Annotated in this window: 15 protein-coding genes; 7 read left to right on the top strand and 8 right to left on the bottom strand. The window is 72.3% G+C overall.

Features of this window, described 5'->3' with window-relative positions; all coding sequences use genetic code 11:
- Positions 1-5: 5 nt before the first annotated feature.
- The 5 genes from CNX65_RS07385 to CNX65_RS07365 form a co-directional block, all read right to left on the bottom strand.
- Positions 6-578 (bottom strand): hypothetical protein, encoded by a 573-nt coding sequence (locus CNX65_RS07385; RefSeq protein WP_157767535.1) that lies wholly within the window; start codon positions 576-578, stop codon positions 6-8.
- Between the two features lie 85 nt (positions 579-663).
- Positions 664-1,167 carry a hypothetical protein gene (locus tag CNX65_RS07380; protein ID WP_096492093.1) on the bottom strand — a complete coding sequence of 168 codons (504 nt, stop codon included), beginning with the start codon at positions 1,165-1,167 and terminating at the stop codon, positions 664-666.
- A gap of 44 nt (positions 1,168-1,211) precedes the next feature.
- A complete protein-coding gene (locus CNX65_RS07375) occupies positions 1,212-2,351 on the bottom strand; it encodes a hypothetical protein (RefSeq protein WP_096492092.1) in 1,140 nt (379 codons plus the stop codon).
- The gene (locus CNX65_RS07370; protein WP_096492091.1) at positions 2,345-3,601 is read right to left on the bottom strand and encodes a glucarate dehydratase family protein; all 1,257 of its coding nucleotides are present in this window, start codon (positions 3,599-3,601) and stop codon (positions 2,345-2,347) included. The genes CNX65_RS07375 and CNX65_RS07370 overlap by 7 nt, the downstream gene beginning before the upstream one ends.
- Complete coding sequence (locus CNX65_RS07365; RefSeq protein WP_096492090.1) at positions 3,598-4,590, bottom strand: 5-dehydro-4-deoxyglucarate dehydratase; 993 nt, start codon at positions 4,588-4,590, stop codon at positions 3,598-3,600. The genes CNX65_RS07370 and CNX65_RS07365 overlap by 4 nt, the downstream gene beginning before the upstream one ends.
- Positions 4,591-4,798: 208 nt before the next feature.
- On the opposite strand from CNX65_RS07365, the gene CNX65_RS07360 reads away from it, so the two are divergent.
- The 4 genes from CNX65_RS07360 to CNX65_RS07345 all read left to right on the top strand — a co-directional run bounded on the left by CNX65_RS07360 (position 4,799) and on the right by CNX65_RS07345 (position 13,231).
- Positions 4,799-5,623 carry an IclR family transcriptional regulator gene (locus CNX65_RS07360; protein ID WP_373565524.1) on the top strand — a complete coding sequence of 275 codons (825 nt, stop codon included), beginning with the start codon at positions 4,799-4,801 and terminating at the stop codon, positions 5,621-5,623.
- 24 nt (positions 5,624-5,647) lie between these two features.
- Entirely contained in the window at positions 5,648-6,472 is an 825-nt protein-coding gene (locus CNX65_RS07355; protein ID WP_096492089.1) for an NAD-dependent epimerase/dehydratase family protein, read from the top strand.
- Positions 6,469-7,962: an aldehyde dehydrogenase (NADP(+)) gene (locus tag CNX65_RS07350; RefSeq protein WP_096492088.1), complete on the top strand. Its 1,494-nt coding sequence runs from the start codon at positions 6,469-6,471 to the stop codon at positions 7,960-7,962. Before CNX65_RS07355 ends, CNX65_RS07350 begins: the two co-directional genes overlap by 4 nt.
- A gap of 163 nt (positions 7,963-8,125) precedes the next feature.
- The gene (locus tag CNX65_RS07345; protein WP_157767534.1) at positions 8,126-13,231 is read left to right on the top strand and encodes an NACHT domain-containing protein; all 5,106 of its coding nucleotides are present in this window, start codon (positions 8,126-8,128) and stop codon (positions 13,229-13,231) included.
- Between the two features lie 444 nt (positions 13,232-13,675).
- Here CNX65_RS07345 and CNX65_RS07340 read toward each other — a convergent pair whose 3' ends face one another.
- From CNX65_RS07340 to CNX65_RS07330, 3 genes are all read right to left on the bottom strand, one after another.
- Complete coding sequence (locus CNX65_RS07340) at positions 13,676-13,855, bottom strand: DUF397 domain-containing protein (protein ID WP_015800321.1); 180 nt, start codon at positions 13,853-13,855, stop codon at positions 13,676-13,678.
- Positions 13,852-14,706 (bottom strand): helix-turn-helix domain-containing protein, encoded by an 855-nt coding sequence (locus CNX65_RS07335; protein WP_096492086.1) that lies wholly within the window; start codon positions 14,704-14,706, stop codon positions 13,852-13,854. Before CNX65_RS07335 ends, CNX65_RS07340 begins: the two co-directional genes overlap by 4 nt.
- Positions 14,707-14,850: 144 nt before the next feature.
- On the bottom strand, positions 14,851-15,279 hold the full coding sequence (locus CNX65_RS07330; protein ID WP_096492085.1) for a GNAT family N-acetyltransferase: 429 nt from the start codon (positions 15,277-15,279) through the stop codon (positions 14,851-14,853).
- 92 nt (positions 15,280-15,371) lie between these two features.
- On the opposite strand from CNX65_RS07330, the gene CNX65_RS07325 reads away from it, so the two are divergent.
- From CNX65_RS07325 to CNX65_RS07315, 3 genes are all read left to right on the top strand, one after another.
- Positions 15,372-16,340 carry an ATP-binding cassette domain-containing protein gene (locus CNX65_RS07325; RefSeq protein ID WP_096497661.1) on the top strand — a complete coding sequence of 323 codons (969 nt, stop codon included), beginning with the start codon at positions 15,372-15,374 and terminating at the stop codon, positions 16,338-16,340.
- Positions 16,337-17,140, top strand: a complete 804-nt coding sequence (locus CNX65_RS07320) for an ABC transporter permease (RefSeq protein ID WP_096492084.1) — start codon at positions 16,337-16,339, stop codon at positions 17,138-17,140. The genes CNX65_RS07325 and CNX65_RS07320 overlap by 4 nt, the downstream gene beginning before the upstream one ends.
- Before the next feature lie 120 nt (positions 17,141-17,260).
- The gene (locus CNX65_RS07315) at positions 17,261-18,415 is read left to right on the top strand and encodes an RtcB family protein (protein ID WP_096492083.1); all 1,155 of its coding nucleotides are present in this window, start codon (positions 17,261-17,263) and stop codon (positions 18,413-18,415) included.
- Positions 18,416-18,513: the final 98 nt, after the last annotated feature.

Below are 18,513 nucleotides of genomic sequence, written 5' to 3'. Positions count from 1 at the left end.
CGGGGTCAGCCGACCTCTTCGCGGCTCTCCAGCACGACCCTGCGCTCGCCGAGCGGCGCGTCGAGGGTGACGGTGAGCGGCACGGGGCGGAGGTCGTCGGTGCAGGCGCCACCGCCCCGCGGCGGGTAGTACGTGGTGACCAGGGTGACCAGGACCTGCTCGGCGGACTGCGCGGCGACCTCGGCCGAGGCGTTCTTGCAGCCGCCCGCCAGGCCGTTGACCAGCAGCGCCCGGCCGTCCGGCCCGACCTGGACCTGCTTGTCGTAGGTCTCCGGGAGCGCGGCGGCGTCGACCTTGGCGCCTTCCAGCGGCGCGGCCTGCGGGATCGGCTCGGCGCTGCGCTGCGGCGGTCGCTGCGGCTGCTGCTCACCGGGCGCGCCGGGCTCGCCGGTGGGGTCGCCGCTGCCGGTCGAGTCCGGGGGCACGGCGCCCGACGGTGCTCCTGACAACGTTGTCGACACGTCGCCGGGCGCCGACGAGCCGACCGCGCCGGTGGGGTCCTGCCCGCCACCGGAGCACCCGGCCAGCGCGGCGAGGGTGACGGCGACGGCGGCGTTCCTCATCCTGCTGGGCCTCATGGTCCCAGGACGGTACTACCGGGCCGGGCGGTTGCAGCCGTGCGGACCGAAGGCCCGCCCGGTGCGGGCGGGCCCTCGGCGGGCGCTACCCCTTCTGCTCCTGCCTGGCCTGGAGCACCACCGCGCGCTCCCCCAGCGGCTGGTCGAGCTTCGCGGTCAGCGGCGGGAAGCGGATGTCCATCGTGCAGATCTCGTCGGCCCCGGACAGGGTCTCCACCAGCACGGCGATCACCTGCTGCTCGTTCTGCTCGACGATCTCCATGCGCGACGTGCCGCAGCCGCCCTCCTGGCCGATGGCGCCGAGCACGAGCCCGCCGTCCTCGGTCCACGCGGTGCGCGGGCTGCCCTCGGCCAGCGCGCTGGCGTTGAGCTGGCTCGCGGGCACCTCGACCCCGCCCTGGGGCACGGCCGAGTCGAAGCCGGGGTCGGGCTCGGCCTCGACCGGGCTGGTGGTGGGCGCGGGCTCGGTGGTCAGCGTCGGGCCCGAACCCGCGCCCGCCCCGACCTCGCCGGACTGGCCGGAGGCGCAGCCGACCAGCACAGCGGCCAGCAGCGCACCCGTTCCGATTGCGGTTCCTAGGCTCCTCATGCGCCTAGGACGGAACGGGGCGGGCGCCGGGTTGCTCGGGGTGCTCACACTCGAGGGTGAAGGACCGGCTGCCCCCTGAGGGTCCCCAGCGCCTCGCCCATCGCCGACATCCGGTCCGCCGAGGCCAGGCCCGCGTGGTAGAGGTGCAGCTCGTCCACGCCGTAGTGCCGCCACTCCTCGACCAGGGCCGCCGCGTCGGCGGTCCTGGGCGGCAGCGCCAGCACGTAGGCGGCGATCGGGACGCCCGGCGCCGCCTCCCGCAACGCCTCGATGGCGGGCAGGGACGCCTCGGGGCCGCCCCAGCAGGTCAGGGTGAGCACGTCCACGTCGACCCCGACGCCGTCGGCGACCGTCGCGAACGGACCGGTGCCCCACGGGTCGGCGGTCGCGTGCACGACCGCCTTGGCCCCGGCCGCGCGGACCAGGCCGACCAGGTCGCGGCGCAGGTCGCGGGACAGGGCCGTGCGCGCGGCCCGCACACCGGCGGCCCACTCCCCCAGCGCCTCCTCGACGCCGGGCGCGCCGCCGTCCACGCCGGCGCGCACGGCGGCCCGGACCGCGTCCGCGTCGGGGTAGCGCCGCTCGCAGGCCGCGCAGAAGCACAGCGACAGCAGCTTCTGGGCGACCGGGCCCCAGTCCGCGCCGTCGGTCTTCTCGTGGTGCCCGCCGTGCGTGAAGCCGAGCGGCCCGCAGGCCTCCAGCACCACGCCGTCCGGCGCGCCCTGGTCGAGGACCTCGGTCACCAGGGCCGCGGCGTACTCGGCGACGTCCGGGTTGGCCGGGCACAGGGCGTACGGGTAGCGGTCGCCGAAGGCGTTGCGCACCACCAGGTCCGGGTGCAGGTCGCCGAGCCTGCTGCTGTGCGTGAGCACGGTCCAGGCGTGCACGGGCAGCCCGACCGCGCGCAGGGCGTCGGAGGCCGCGCCGTACGGGTTCTCCCCGTCGACCCAGGTCGGCGCGGCGGGCACGAGCCTGCCCCACGCCCGCGGCCGGACCGGCAGGTAGAAGGCGGCGTGCCTGGCGTCGACCAGCCGGTGCCGCGGGTGGAGCGGGGTCGCGGCGCGGACCGTGTGGTACGAGGCGGCCAGCGCCACCGCGTCCACGCCCAGCGCGGCGATCCGCTCGGCCGCCGCCGGGTCGCCGACGAGGTCCCAGGGGTAGGCGTGCGCGACGGTGGTCACCACCGGGGTCGTCTCCTCTCGTAGCCGGGGTCGATGCTCCGCATGTAGCCGGTGTCGTCGCGCTGGACGATGCCGCAGCGGCGGTAGTCCTCGGCGCGCGCGGCGAGCTTGTCCCGGTCCAGCTCGACGCCGAGGCCGGGGCCGGTGGGCACGGGCAGCGCGCCGTCCACGAAGGACAGTGGCTCGGCGAGCACGTCCCACGCGCTGTTCCACGGGTAGTGCGTATCGCAGGCGTAGTCCAGGTTGGGCGTGGCGGCGGCCAGGTGGGTCATGGCGGCCAGGCTGATGCCCAGGTGCGAGTTGGAGTGCATGGACAGCCCGATGCCGAACGCCCGGCAGATCGCCGCCAGCTCCTTGGACCTGGCGAGCCCGCCCCAGTAGTGGTGGTCGGAGAGCACGACCTGCACCGCGCCCGCCGCCACCGAGGGCGCGAGGTGCTCGAACGCGATCGTGCACATGTTGGTGGCCAGCGGCAGCGGCGACCCGGCGGCGACCTCGGCCATGCCCTCGATCTCCGGGCTGGGGTCCTCCAGGTACTCCAGGACGCCGTCCAGCTCGCGCGCCACCTCCAGCCCGGTGGCAGGCGACCAGGCCGCGTTGGGGTCGAGCCGCAGCGGGTGGCCGGGGAACGCCTCGCGCAGGGCGCGGATCGCGGCGACCTCCTCGTCGGGCGGCAGCACGCCGCCCTTGAGCTTGATCGACCGGAAGCCGTGCCTGCGGGTGAGCTCCCGCGCCTGGGCGACGACGCCGTCGGCGTCGAGCGCGGCGCCCCACTCGTCGGGCTCCGCGCCGGGGTGGCCCGCCCACTTGTAGAACAGGTAGGCGCTGTACGGGACGGCGTCGCGGACGGCGCCGCCGAGCAGGTCGACCACGGGGCGGTCCAGCGCCTTGCCCCGGACGTCCCAGGTGGCGACCTCGAACGGGGAGAACACCCGGTCGACCGTGGACTCGACGGTGAGCCGCCCGGTGAGCCCGTGCCGGTCCGAGCCCGCCTCGCCGCCGAGGGCGGTGGAGACGCGGGCGCGGATGCCGTTGAGGTCGTGGACGTCCAGCCCGGTGAGGGCGGGGGCGGCGGCCCGGACCCGGTTCAGGTGGCCGATGTCCCCGTAGGTCTCGCCGAGGCCGGTGAGGCCCGCGTCGGTGCGGACCTCGACGACCGTGCGCAGCACCCAGGGCTCGTGCACGCCGACCGAGTTGAGCAGCGGCGGGTCGGGGAAGGCGATGGGGGTGACGACGACGTCGGTGATCCTCATCCGGCGAGCTCCGGTTGCCCGACCGCCCCGCTCGCGCCGCCCGCCGACGAGCCGTTCACCCCGCTCTCCCGCGCGCCCCCCGCCGTCTCCAGCGCGAGCGCCCGGCCCGCCGCCACGATCAGCTCCAGCTCGGCGAGGTGCTCGGGCGAGGGGTCGACCAGGGGCGCGCGGACGCCGCCGACGTCGAGGCCGGTGGCCCGGACGGCGGCCTTGACCAGCGAGACGGCGTAGCCGGGGACGCGGTCGCGCAGCTCGACCAGCGGCCGGTAGAACTCGGTGAGGTAGCGGCGCACCAGGGCGGTGTCGTCGGCGCGCACGGCCCGGTAGAAGCCGAGCGAGACCTCGGGGGCGAAGCAGAACACGGCGGACGAGTACAGGTCCACGCCGATGCCCCGGTAGGCCGGGACGGTCAGCTCGGCGGTGGGCAGCCCGTTGAAGAACTGGAACGGCTTCTCGACCCGCTCGCGCACGGCGAGCACGATCCGGTGCAGCAGGTCGATGTCGCCGAGGCCGTCCTTGAGGCCCACCACGGTCGGCAGCGCGGCGATCTCGACCGCGGTGGCCGGGGTGAAGACGGCGTTGTTGCGCTGGTAGGCGATCACCGGCAGGTCGGTGGCGTCGGCCACCCCGGCGACGTAGCGCACCAGCCCGGCGGGCGGTCCGGACACCAGGTAGGGCGGGAGCAGGAGCAGGCCGTCCGCGCCCGCGCGGTGGGCGGCCTCGGCGCAGCGGCGCGCCGTGGGCAGCGGTCCGCCGGTTCCCGCGAACACCGGCGCCCGGCCCTCGGTGACCCGCGCCGCGACCGCGACCGCGCGCTCGAACTCGTCCGGCGCCAGCGCGTGGAACTCCCCGGTGCCGCACGCGACGAAGACGCCGCCCGCCCCGGCGGCGACACCGCGCCTGACGTGCTCGGCCAGCACCGCCTCGTCGAGCCCGCCGCCCGCGTCGAACGGTGTCACCGGGAAGAACAGCACCCCGTCGAGTTGCATACCAGACCTTCATCCCTTGATCGCTGGGTGGCTCCCGCGCCGGGTGGTCGATCGCGCGCCCGGCGCCGGGGCGGGACCGGCGGCGGCCGGCGCTCCCGCGTCTCGTTGGTGGTGTTCACTTGTCGACGATCTCAGCTGTGTTCACATATCTGAATTAAGGTCGTACTTGTGAACCCCTGGGGCGGACTGTAAGAATCGCCGCAGCGACGTGTCAAGTGCGTGTTGCCTGAACGTTTCCGTGGAGGACCCAGTGGCTGGAGGCACGTCACCCGCTCGGCCGAACGCGGTGAAGTCGGCGGACCGGACCGTGGAACTGCTGGAGGTGCTGTCCTCCTCGGAGCGCCCGCTCACCCTCACCGAGCTGCACCGCGAGCTGAGCTACCCGAAGTCCAGCCTGTACATGCTGCTCCAGACCCTCGTGGCGCGGGGCTGGGTGGAGCTGGACTCCACCAGGGGCACGTACGGCATCGGGGTGCGGGCGCTGCTCGTCGGCACCTCGTACCTGGACCACGACCCGGTGGTGCAGGTCGCCATCCGGGTGATGGAGCAGGTCAGGCGCGAGGTCAACGAGACCGTGCACCTGGCGCGGCTCGACGGCTCGGACGTGGTCTACCTGGCCAGCCGCGAGTCCGAGCACCACCTGCGGGTGGTCTCGCGCGTGGGCAGGCGGCTGCCCGCGCACTCCACGTCGCTGGGCAAGGCGGTGCTGGCCGCGCGCACCCCGCAGGAGGTCGACGCCGTCCTGCCCGCCACGCTGGACCCGCTCACCCAGAACACCGTCACCGACCGGGCGGCGCTGCACGCGCAGCTCGCGGGCTTCCGCGGGGTGGGCTACGCCCACGAGCGCGAGGAGAACACGCCCGGTCTCGGCTGCTTCGCGGTGGCGCTGCCCTACCGCACGCCCGTGCTCGACGCGATGAGCTGCTCGGTGCCGCTGGGCAGGCTCGACGGCGAGCACGAGCGCCAGGTGGTGGGGGCGCTGCTGCACGCGGCCCGCACCGTCACCGAGCTGCTGCGGCAGTTCGGCCGCTGATCCCCTCACGGAAAGGCTCCCCCGTTGACCGCACGGATCCTGATCACCGGCGCGGCGGGCGTCGTCGGCTCGCTGATGCGCCCCCGGTTGGCCGCGCCCGGCCGAGTGCTGCGCCTGCTCGACGTCGCCGAGCAGCGCCCCGCCGAGGAGGGCGAGGAGGTCGAGCTGGTGACCGCCTCGGTGACCGACCTGGAGGCGGTGGAACGGGCCTGCGAGGGCGTGGACGCCGTGATCCACCTCGGCGGGCACAGCCTGGAGCGGCCGTGGGCGGAGATCCTGGAGGTGAACATCAACGGCACGCACGCGGTGCTGGAGGCCGCCAGGCGGGCGGGCGTGAAGCGCGTGGTGCTGGCCAGCTCGAACCACGCGGTGGGGTTCTACGAGCGGGCGTCCGGCGAGGCCGGTGACGCGCTGTTCCCGCAGCCGGACAGCTACTACGGCGTGAGCAAGGTCGCCCTGGAGGCGCTGGGGTCGATGTACTCGGCGCGGTACGGGCTGGACGTGATCGCGATCCGGATCGGGTCGTGCTTCGAGAAGCCGCGCGACGTGCGGATGCTGTCGACGTGGCTGTCCCCGGACGACGGGGCGCGATTGTTCGAGGCGTGCCTGTCGGCGCCGTCGCCGGGGTTCCGGGTGGTGTGGGGCGTCTCGGACAACACCCGGCGGTGGTTCTCGCTCGAGGCGGCGCGGGAGCTCGGGTACGTGTCCGAGGACGACTCGGAGGTGTTCGCGGCGGAGGTGATCGCCCAGCACGGCGAGCCGGACCCGGAGTCGTTGGCCTTGAAGTACCTGGGCGGCGTGTGGGTCGGCCCGGACTTCGACACGGCGGTGCAGGAGGCTGGCCGATGAGCGTCGTGCAGGGGTACGACCCGAGGACCGGGGAGCCGTTCGGCGAGCCGGTGCCGGTGACGTCGGACGCGGAGGTGGACGCGCTGGCGCGGGCGGCGCGGGCGGCGTTCCCCTCCTGGTCGACGCTGCCCGGCGCGGAGCGGGCGGACGCGCTGGAGCGGCTGGCGGACGCGCTGGACGCGGAGTCCGGGCTGCTGGTGGGGACGGCCGACCGGGAGACGGCGCTGGGCGTGCCGAGGCTGACCACGGAGCTGAAGCGGACCACGAACCAGCTGCGGCTGTTCGCCGAGGTGCTGTGCGAGGGCAGCTACGTGGAGGCGGTGCTGGACGGCGCCGACCCCGACATCATCCCGCCCCGCCCGGAGCTGCGGCGGGTGCTGCGCCCGCTCGGGCCGGTGGCGGTGTTCTCCGCGTCGAACTTCCCGTTCGCGTTCTCGGTGGCGGGCGGCGACACGGCGTCGGCGCTGGCGGCGGGCTGCCCGGTGGTGGTGAAGTCCCACTCGGCGCACCCTGGCACGGCGCGCGAGACGGCGCGGGTGGTGGCGTCGGCGCTGCCCGCCGGGGTGTTCGGGATCGTGTACGGCACGCAGGCCGGGGTGGCGCTGGTGCGGCACCCGGCGGTGCGGGCGGTGGGCTTCACCGGCTCCACGGGCGGCGGGCGGGCGCTGTTCGACCTGGCCTCGTCGCGCCCGGACCCGATCCCGTTCTACGGGGAGCTGGGGAGCGTGAACCCGGCGGTGGTGCTGCCCGCGGCGGCGTCGGCGCGCGGGGCGGAGATCGCGGCGGGGTTCGCCGGGTCGCTGGTGATGGGCGTCGGCCAGTTCTGCACGAATCCGGGCCTGCTGTTCGCCCCCAGCGGCCTGGTGCCCGCGCTGGCGGACGCGGTGTCGGCGTCGGCGGGCGGGGCGATGCTGAACGAGCGGATGCGCGACTCGTACCGGTCGGGCACCGAGGACCTGGCGGCGTCCGGGCTGGCGTCGCTGGTGGCCGAGGGCACGGCCCCGGAGGCGGGCTGGACGGCGGCGCCGAAGCTGTTCACCGTGCCGGTGGAGGTCTTCGAGGAGAACCGGGAGCGGCTGACCGAGGAGCACTTCGGCCCGGCGGGCGTCGTGGTGACCTACGACGATCCCGCGCGGGTGCTGGCGCTGCTGCCGTCGCTGCCGGGGACGCTGACGGGGACGGTGCACGCGGACCCGGAGGAGCACGGCCTGGCGGCGCAGGCGGCGGAGGCGCTGAGGGGCGTGGCGGGCCGGATCATCTTCAACGCCTGGCCGACCGGCGTGGCGGTGGCGTGGGGGATGCACCACGGCGGCCCGTGGCCCGCGACGACGAACCCGCTGCACACGTCGGTGGGGGCGACGTCGATCCGCAGGTGGCTGGCGCCGGTGACGTACCAGTCCTGGCCGGACGAGCTGCTGCCCCCGGAGCTGCAGTCGGGGAACCCGCTGGGGATCCCGAGGCGGGTGGACGGGGTGCTGGGGACGCGCTGAGGGGCGGTTCCGGCGGCGGGGCGGTGGTCTTCGGGCTGCCGCCCCGTTTTGGTTGGGGGTTGTCCGCAGGAGTGCGGTTCGCATTGGCGTGGCATGGCCTAGTGATGGCGGTGTCACCACGCTCACTGCGGAGAGGCTGCCAAGCGTGCACGAGGACCCGAGGGTGGTCGCCACCAACACGTTCTCCGGCACAGCGCACGGTCCTACGGCGATGGTGGGAAGAGCACGCGACGTCTACGTGGGCGTCCAGCCTCCTTCCGTCCCGGAACCGCAGGTCCGGGCCTGGGGTGATCCGGTGGACCTGCCGCCCGCCGTCGTGTCGCTGCTGCGGGCCCAGTTCGAAGCGGCCGAGTACGCGCCCCACAAGCTCCCAGGGGCCCGGAACCCGACCCTGTCGACGGTGTACGTGCGCCAGGGCCTCGGAAACAGCATCGAGGAGCGCGTGAGCGAGCAGCCGAGGCCGGTGCTGGACGAGCGGGGCAGCTGGGTGGAGCCCCCGATGCCCAAGGCGATCCGGTTGTCGGTGCGACCGCCCGCGAAGACCGTGCGGGAGGCGCTGGACGGTGACGCGCACCTGCTCGTCGTCGGGGCGGCCGGTCAGGGCAAGTCGACCTTGTCGCTGCGCCTGGCCTCGAACATCGCGGCGTGCTGGCTCAACGCGGACGCGGAGCACCCGCTCGGCGAACCGGTGCTGCCGCTGCGGGTGACCGCGCGCGAGCTGGCCGGGCGGCGGGGCTCGTTCCCCGAGGTGTTGGCGGAGAGCCTGCGGGCCGAGTACGACTCCCTGCTCCACTCGCCACCGTCACCGGACCTGCTGAGCCGCAGGTTCGCCGGGTGCCGGTGGCTGCTGCTGGTCGACGGCCTGGACGAGGTGGCGGACCCCGGTGACCAGGAGCGGCTGGTGAAGGCGTTGGCGCGGTGCGCGACCGACTCGCCCTACCGAGTCGTGCTCACCAGCCGCCCGCTGGACGGCACGGTGCTCGCTCCGCTGCACCGGGTGGGGGCGCGGCGGTACGAGTTGCAGCCGTTCGACGAGGAGGCGCTGAAGCGGTTCGCGGCCCAGTGGTTCGACGAGGGGCCGGAGGTGGCGGAGCGGTTCATCCGCGAGATCGACAAGGCGCACCTGGGGGAGCTGGTCAGCGTCCCGCTGCTGGCGACGCTCGCGGCGATCGTCTTCGAGCAGCGCGGGTGGCGCCCGCTGCCGGACAGCCAGTACGAGCTGTACGAGGCGTACCTGGGGTTCCTGCTGTCCCTGCGCACGCCCTCGGCGGCGTTCGCCCCGCACCGGACGCCGCTGCTGGAGCACCTGGGCAGGGTGCGGGTGGAGACGGACACGTCCCTGGCCGCCGCTGCACGCGAGTGGACGGCCGAGCACGCCCCGGCCGTGCAGCTGGACGACCTGACCTCGGCGGGCTTGCTGACCGTCCGCAACGACGACCTGCGCTTCCTGCACCACAGCTTCGCCGAGCACCTGGCGGCCACGTCACGGGCCAAGGAACTGCCGGAGAGCTTCAGCCCAGGCGAACCGTTTGCAACGCTGCTGCACACCGCACGTGGCGAGGACCGAGGCCGGTTCGCACGGTCGGTGCTCCTGCACCATAGCCACCTGCACCCCAGCGAGGCCGACCCGCTGCTGCGCTGGCTGCACGACGGCGACCGGGAGGCGCACCTGCTCGCCGCACGACTGCTGGCCATGCACCTTCCCACCGGCACAGACGCCACCGCAGAGTTCTTCACCACCGCGCGTGCTTGGGCGATGACCAACCAGTACCCGAGCCTGGCCCTGGTGTCGCGGGTCAGCAGGGCGACCGGGCACCCCGGCCTCCGAGACTGGTTGCTCGACCTGATGCGGGACCCGCTCGCCCCGTGGGCTACCAGGACCGAGGCCGCCACGGCGCTGGGAGTGCGGCTGCGGGGAGAGCACCGGGAGGAGGCGATCGCGTTCCTCACCGCGCTGGTCGACGACGGGACCGCAACCGCACGAATCCGGCTGGGGGCGGCGGAAGCACTATCCGAGGCGGGAGCCGCCCACCGGGCTCCGGCGGAACGCGGGCTGCGCGCCGTTCTGACCGACCGGTACGCCTCCGCCGAGAACCACCGAACGGCAGCCGTGCTGCTGGCGACGATGGGTCCGGACGGCAACCGCGATGCCGTCGCTTTCCTGCTGGGCGAGCTGGACGACCGCGAGACACCACCGGGCGACCTGGTGACAGCGGCGACCGGCCTGCTCGAAATCGATTTCGCCCACCAGACGAAGGCCGCCGCGGTGTACCGCCGAGTGCTGAACGACCACGGTTCGGGCACTCTGGGGTGGGATGACGCGGCGTTGGGCATGTCCCAACTCGGGCCCGAGCACACCGCCGAGGCGGTCCGCTTCTTACAGGCCGTGGTGCAGGACCGCGCGCAGGATTGCTCGATCCGGGTAAGCGCCGCACAGGCTCTCGCCGGACTTGGTCCCCAATACGAAGCGGTGGCGGGCGAACTGACGATCACGCTGCTCGAAGAGCCCGGTCGCACCATCGGTGATCGGTACACCTGCGCGAGCGCGCTGTCGAAGTTCGGCTTGCGGTTCAGGGATCGCGCGGTGGAAGAGCTCCGAGCGGTGATCACTCACCACAGCACCTCAACGGTATTGGTGCGCATGGCGGCGGGCATCCTGGGCGGCCTGGGCCCGGAGTACTTCGATGAGGCTGCAGAAGTGTTGTGGGCCTTGCTGGTCGAGCTCCCCGCACACGGGCAGGAACGAGCGAGCGCCCTCAGCGATGCGGCAACTCTCGGCACCCCTCACCGGGACAGGGCATTGGGTGAACTGCACGAGCTGATGACCGATCGGCTCAGTCCTGCCCTGGACCGCTGCGAGGCAGCGATGTGGTTGATCGCCTCTGATCCCCGGTTCCACGCGGAAGCCCGCACACACCTGGTGGAGATCGCTGGTAGCGCTCAGGACCCAGCAGTTGCGCTCAGAGCATGGCAAAGGCTGCTGTCACTTGACGCGAGCTTCCAAGGCCCGGCCTTGGCGTTCCTGCTCGACCTGCTCGCGGCTCCCCCTGATGACCTCTGGCTCTACTCCATAGCCCAGTTCACCGGGTCATCTGAAGATCGACAGGTGGTCGGCGACGCACTGGCCTCGGTGGCGGCCAGCTCAGCCGGGCTCCGCGTCCGCTTCTCCGCCCTGTCGCGGCTGGTGCAGCTCGGCAAGCCGTTCCACCGACGTGCGGCGGACCTGGCCTGCGACTTGACGCGTTCGGCCACAGTGCTCAGTTTCGATTTCCCCTACCTCGCAGGTCTGGTTTCTTTCCTCAGCGCACCACTACGCAGAGAGATCGCGGACGCGATGCACGAAGTGCTGCACGCAAGTCCACAGCAGGCGGTGACGATCGCAAAGGCTGTGATCAAGCTGGGCTTCGGTTCGGCCTCCGGCATGCTGGAGGCGCTGCGCTCCGCTTTCGAGCACCCGGTGGCCGATCGTGGAGCGCAGCGGGAGGCTGGCGTTCTCCTCGCCCGCATCGCCCCGACGCACCTCGCCTCAGTGACGAGGCAGGTGCTGGCACCTGAGGGAGAAGTCGTTGCCGACGGTTGGGGCAGTTCGATGAAGCAGTTAGCGAGCATGGGCGCAGTCGTCGTTCCAGGACTGGTGGCGCTCATCGACAACGAGACCTATGACTACCGAGTGCGCATGACAGCGGGGCAGGTGTTGTGCAGCCTGATCCCCAGCGACGGCAGGGGACTTACCTCACTTCGCCACCTGGTAGTGGAGGAACACCTGCCTCTGGCATGGCGTAGTGATGCTCACATGCTGCTCGCAGCTGTGAGCGAATCAGACCTGGGAGCAGCCGTTGCCTTCCACCGCGAGGTGGCGGGGGATGAGACCGCACGGGCCCACGACCGCGCCTGGGCGGCGGTCGAACTGACCAGAGTCGACCGCTCGACCGCACAGAGCGCCGTCTCCCTCCTGCGCGATCTGCGGGACAGCGATCGAGCCGAGTACACGAACTGGCTCATCAAGCTGGACCAGCACACCATGTTGGAAGCCGACCTGATCACCGAGATCGCTCGGAACTTCCCTCACATCTCCGGGTCACTGCTGCCTCACCTTCCCAGGAGCATGCGCACCGAGGTGGAACGCGATCTCTTGGAGGACCGCACCCTGTCGCCGAAGATCGGCACGCCCGCCAAAGACGTCTGGGACAACCTGCCGCTTCAAGGAGAGGCAGAGATGATCATGCGCGATCACGTCTCAGCACCGGAGAGTGATCCCGCCGAACGAGTCGCCGCAGTGGAAGCTCTGCTGAGCCTCTCGACCCGACTTGCCGACGAAGCCGTTGACACCCTCCGCGAGCTGACGCGACGCCCTTCCCACAGGCGACGGGCGTTGCGCGCGCTGGCAGAGTCCGGCACGGAGGGTTGGCAGGACGTGGTCCCCGAAGCCGTGCGGATCGCCTCGGACCGACAGCTCCCGCCGCGTGACCGGGTCGCCGCCATGTCCCTCGTCGCGGACATCGCACCACCCGAACTCGCGGACGGGGTGCGAGACCTGTCCGAAGACCTCCGCCTCTCGGTCCGGGACCGGGTCGCGGTGCTGTACGCCCTCAGGCACGTCATCGGGCTGTCGCCACTGCGTCGGGTCCGGGACGACGAACTGACCCCTACGGCAGCACGGTGCCAAGCCGGGGCACTTCTCAAGCGCTTCACATCCCAGGACAGGGTCGCCGAGGCGCACCTGCTGGAGACCATCGCGCACGACCGGGCGGCACCGTCCGCGCTGCGTGTCAGGAGCGCCGTCGATCTGCTCGGCTGTGGCGCGGCAGGCCGGAGGCAAGCCCTCCCCCTGCTCCTCGGACTGGCCCAGGACGAAGCCCTCTCGGTATCCGCCCGCACGAAGGCAGCACGAGCCCTCGTGAAAGACGCCCCCGCGAGCCGCGCCCCAGCGCTGAAGACCCTCCGCAACCTCCTCCCCACCACCACCCCGCTCCAGCGCCGCAGGGTCTGGCTGGCGATCGGCGTCGTCGAGCCCGCCGAAGCCGCCCTGGGCCTTCTGGAGATGGCCAGGAACCCCGACCACACCCCGGTCGCCCGCGTCCGCTGCGCCGAGGCCGCCACGACCCTCCGGCGGGCCTGGAAGGACAAGGCCGCCGTCACCGTCCGCGAGATCGCCTTCGACACCACAGTCCCCTGGCACGTGCGTCGCACGGCCGCCCGGCACCTCGCCCGCTGGAGCGAGGTCTGCCGCGAGGAAGCCCGCGAACTCCTCCGCTCCCTCCCCCACTAGCCACACCAACCCGAGCATTCCTCGCAATTCCCATCCACCCCTGAACATGCCAAAGCCGGGAGGCGGCCACAAGGACCACCTCCCGGCTTTGCACGCACAACCGGACGACTCCGGCGAGGTCGCGAACCGGGATTACCCGGTTGGACCGAAGGAACTTCGGTCGGGGAACTTATTCACGGCGGGGTTCCGCGACATAGCGGAACATTATTCACACCGCGTTGGCCGGTTCGGGGGACGTTCACCCCCCGCCAGTAGGCCGAACGAGTGCACCGGGAAAACGACGACGCTGCCGTGGGTGGGTGCAATCGTTCTCAACCCGCGCCGACCGGGTGATTCACCCGGAGGGGTGTTCACCGCCATCCCCCGCGCGGGTGAGGGAAGGGGTCGGGATGGCCGTCGGCCGGGGCGGCGCCTCGTTGCGCCCGCCTTGCCCGCCGACGTGGATCAGGCCTGCACCAGCGTGGTGAGGAACGCCCGGAAGGGGCGGTCCGCGAAGGTCAGGCGCCCGTGGCCGGGGTTCTTGCTGTCGCGCACGTGTGTGGCTGTTCGACCCACTGCGAGCTCGACGCAGTTGTTGCCAGCGCCGGAATGGGTGCTCTTGCGCCACGTCTTGGTGTTGTTCATGTTTCCTTCAGTGCCGAAGCCATTTTTCGGATCAGCGAGACCGAGTCCTTGGGCGACAGTGCCAGCCCGCCAGCGATCTCGTCGAAGTGCAGGAGGTAATTCTGCACATCGGCGGGATTGTCCACCCACTTACCCCCGCCCGCGTACTCCAAGTACACGGCCGAGGGATCGCCGTCCTCGAATAGGAGGGCGGTTGCCCCGCCTCCTGACATGGTTCCGTAAGCACCGACGCTGAAAGGAATCACCCGAATGGTGGTGTTGGAATTCTGAGTGGCCTCCACGAGGTGCAGCAGCTGCTCGCGCATGACCTCCGCCCCGCCGACGAGGCGGTGCAGCGCCGACTCGTCGATCACGGCGTCGAGCCGGACGGTGCGCAGCCTGCGCTGCCGACCGGCGAGCGCCGCCTTCGCCTGGTCGACGCTGACGCCCCCGTCGACGAACCGCTTGCCCGCCCGCCGGACCGCCGCCGCGTAGGCCGGGGTCTGCAGGAGGCCGGGGATCACGTTCATCTCCACGGTGCGGACCTCGGTCGCGTCCGCCTCCTGCCGCGCGTAGGTGCGCGCCTCGGGTGTGAACGCGGCGGCGTAGACCAACCGGGTGCCGTCCTGCTTCGCGTCCTCCCACAGCGCTTCGGCTTCACGCCGCTCCGCGTCGCTGGCCCCGTACAGGCCGAGCAGCGCCCCCAGCTCGGTCCAGCTGGGGCTGATGTACCCGTTCTCCATCCGCGACAGCGTCGACTGCGTCTTGCGGGTGAGCGCGTGGTAGTCGACCTCGGTCTTGCCCGCGCGCTTGCGCAGCGCGTTCAGGAACTGACCCAGCTTGCGCTTGCGGCGGGTCTGGACGGCTGCCATCGGACGCTCCTCCACCTCGGCACGATTCGCGAACACCCTAGTGAGGGGCGGCCGTTCACTCGATCGCCCACTTCCGGGTGCACGTACCCACCCAATAGCAGGAAAAAGCCGATGAGGCGGACGCGGCCCGCCGCGCTCACCCGGTCAGAGCACCAGGCTGAGCCAGGTGGAGTCCTCCTCGGTGAAACCGCTGCGGCGGTAGAACCTTCGGGCCGCGTGGTTCGGGCGCTCGGTCTCCAGGAACACCCGCGACGCCCCGGCCGCGCGCGCCACGTCGGTCAGCTCCGCGAGCACCGCCGACCCGGTGCCCCTCCCCCGGTCGCGCACGTAGAACTCGTCGAGCAGCGCGTCGCGCCCGCCTGATTCCAGGGAGTAGCCCCAGGTCAGCACCGCGTACCCGGTGTCGAACAGCCACACCCCGCCGTGCTCGTCCCCGCCCAGCAGCGGCCCCAGCGCGCGCACCAGCGCGTCGTGGTCGTAGTCGTGCCCGTCCACGAGGTAGAACTCCCGCACCAGCCCCAGCACGGCGCCCAGGTCCTCGGGCGCGGCTCTTCTGATCAGCACGCCGGTCATCGCACACCCGCGCCACCCGAACGGGCAATTCCCCCGTCCGGGTGAGCTGATGCGGACCGCTCCTGTCGGGGGTCACGACCATCATGGCCCGCATGGGAAACGTGATCACGGCCGAGGGCCTGGTCAAGCGCTACGGCTCGGTGGTGGCGCTGGACGGGCTCGACCTGGAGGTGCCCGAGGGCGCCGTCATGGGGCTGCTGGGCCCGAACGGGGCGGGTAAGACGACGGCGGTGCGGGTGCTGACCACGTTGCTGGAGGCGGACGGCGGCCGGGCGAGCGTGGCCGGGCTGGACGTGCGGACGCAGGCGCGCGAGCTGCGCGGCCGGATCGGGCTCTCCGGGCAGTACGCGGCGGTGGACGAGGCGCTGACCGGGTTCGAGAACCTGGACATGATCGGCAGGCTCTACCACCTGGGCAGGCGGCGCAGCCGGGAGCGGGCCCGCGAGCTGCTGGCCCGGTTCGACCTGGAGGAGGCGGGCGACCGGCCGGTGAGGGGCTACTCCGGCGGGATGCGCAGGCGGCTGGACCTGGCGGGCGCGCTGGTGGCCGAGCCGCCGGTGCTGTTCCTGGACGAGCCGACCACGGGCCTGGACCCGCGCAGCAGGCTCGGCATGTGGGAGGTGATCTCCGAGCTGGTGGCGGGCGGCACGACGCTGCTGCTGACCACCCAGTACCTGGAGGAGGCCGACCGGCTGGCCGACCGGATCGCGGTGATCGACCGGGGGCGGGTGATCGCGCTGGGCACGGCGGACGAGCTGAAGGACCAGGTGGGCGGCGAGCGGCTGGAGCTGGCGGTGGGCACGGCCGCCGACGCGGCGACGGCCTCGCGCGCGCTGGCGCCGCTGGCCGTGGGCGAGGTGGTGGTGGACGAGCGGTCGCACCGGCTGCTCGTTCCGGTGGCGGGCGGGGCGCGGGTGCTGGTGGAGGCGGTGCGCAGGCTCGACGCCGAGGCGGTGAAGGTGCTGGACGTCGGCCTGCGCAGGCCGACGCTGGACGACGTGTTCCTGGCGCTGACGGGGCGCGCGGCGGAGCTGGCCGAGGACGGGGAGGAAGACCGGTGAGCGCGTTCGTCCAGGCGCTGGGCGACAGCGCGGTGGTCGCCAGGCGCAACCTGATCAGGATCAAGCGGGTGCCGGACCTGCTGGTGTTCGCGACCCTGCAGCCGATCATGTTCGTGCTGCTGTTCAGCTACGTGTTCGGCGGCTCGATCGACATCCCCGGCATGGCGTACGAGGAGTTCCTGATGGCCGGGATCTTCGCGCAGACGGTGATCTTCGGGTCGACGACCACCGGCAGCGGGCTCGCCGAGGACATGCAGAAGGGCGTGATCGACCGGTTCCGCTCGCTGCCGATGGCGCGGTCGGCGGTGCTGGCCGGGCGCACGGCGAGCGACCTGGTCAGCAACGGCATCTCGGTGGTGGTGATGTCGCTGACCGGCCTGCTGGTGGGCTGGCGGATCCACTCGTCGCCGCTGGAGGCGCTGGCGGGCTTCGCGCTGCTGCTGCTGTTCGCCTACGCCATGTCGTGGGTGATGGCGCTGGTGGGGCTGATGGTGCGCACGCCGGAGGTGTTCAACAACGCCAGCTTCATGGCGATCTTCCCGCTGACGTTCATCGCCAACACGTTCGTGCAGGAGGGCAACCTGCCCGGTCCGCTGAAGGTGTTCGCGCAGTGGAACCCGGTGTCGGCGGTGACGCAGGCGGCGCGGGTGCTGTTCGGCAACACCAACCCGATGTTCCCACCGCCGGACGCGTGGCCGCTCCAGCACCCGGTGCTCGCCACGCTCGGCTGGGTGGCGCTGATCCTGGCGGTGTTCGTGCCGCTGGCGACCCGCCAGTACCGCAGGGCGGTGAGCCGCTGACGCCGGTGGGCCCGCAGGTCGGGCGCACGGGTCGAGCACGCCGGTGAGCGGCCCACCGGGGGCCGCTCACCAGGGGTAATTCGCTCGCCCGGCCGGGAGCGCCGACCTAGCCTTGCCCGCATGTCCCCGACCACGCTCCCCGGAGCACGCGTAGACATCCGCCTGTGGGCACGTCCCGACGAGGTGGAGGGCGAGGCGCTCCGGCAACTGCGGAACATCGCCACCCTCCCGTGGGCCGTGAAGCACGTGGCCGTGATGCCCGACGTGCACTTCGGCAAGGGCGCCACGGTCGGCTCGGTCATCGCGCTCAAGGACGCCGTGTCCCCGGCCGCGGTGGGCGTCGACATCGGCTGCGGCATGACCGCGGTGCGCACGTCGCTGGTCGCGGAGGACCTGCCCGCCGACCTGTCGCGGCTGCGCTCGCTGATCGAGGCCGCCGTGCCGGTGGGCTTCGGCCAGCACCGCGCGCCGGTGGTGTTCCACGACCGGCTGTGGCGCTCGTTCGACGACCTGACCCCGACCCTGTCGCAGGAGAAGGCGCTGAACCAGATGGGCACCCTGGGCGGCGGGAACCACTTCCTGGAGGTCTGCCTGGACACCCAGAGCCGGGTGTGGGTGATGCTGCACTCCGGGTCGCGCGGGATCGGCAACCAGCTGGCGCAGCACCACATCGCCATCGCGAAGACGTTGGCGCACAACGACGAGCTGGTCGACCCGGACCTGGCGGTGTTCCTCGCGGGCACGCCGGAGATGACGGCCTACCGGCACGACCTGTACTGGGCGCAGGAGTACGCGCGGTTGAACCGGGCCACGATGCTCGACCTGGTCACGGAGGTGCTGCTCGGGCAGTTCCCCGCGATCCGGTTCGACGAGCCGATCTCCGCGCACCACAACTACGTGTCGGAGGAGCGCCACTTCGGCGAGGACGTGCTGGTCACCCGCAAGGGCGCGATCAGCGCGCGCCGGGGCGAGCTGGGCATCATCCCCGGCTCGATGGGCACCGGCTCGTACATCGTGCGCGGCCTGGGGAACCCGGACTCGTTCCACTCGGCCTCGCACGGCGCGGGCCGCCGGATGTCGCGGAACAAGGCGCGCAAGCTGTTCACCGCCGAGGACCTCGCGGCGCAGACGCTGGGCGTGGAGTGCCGCAAGGACTCGGGCGTGGTCGACGAGATCCCGGCCGCGTACAAGGACCTCGACAGCGTCATCGAGCAGCAGGCCGACCTCGTGGAGGTCGTCACGAAGCTCAAGCAGGTGCTCTGCGTGAAGGGCTGACGCGGAGCGGGGCGGACCTGGCCCGGTTTGTCAAGGGCCAGGTTTGCCCCTCACACGACAGGGTTACCCGTTGGGCAGCTGAGAGAGACCCCAACGGG

Origin of the sequence: Actinosynnema pretiosum (assembly GCF_002354875.1) — a bacterium.
Classification (GTDB): Bacteria; Actinomycetota; Actinomycetes; order Mycobacteriales; family Pseudonocardiaceae; genus Actinosynnema; species Actinosynnema auranticum.
Note: the sequence above shows the minus strand (reverse complement) of the source record. Positions and strands in the feature narration are given on the sequence as shown.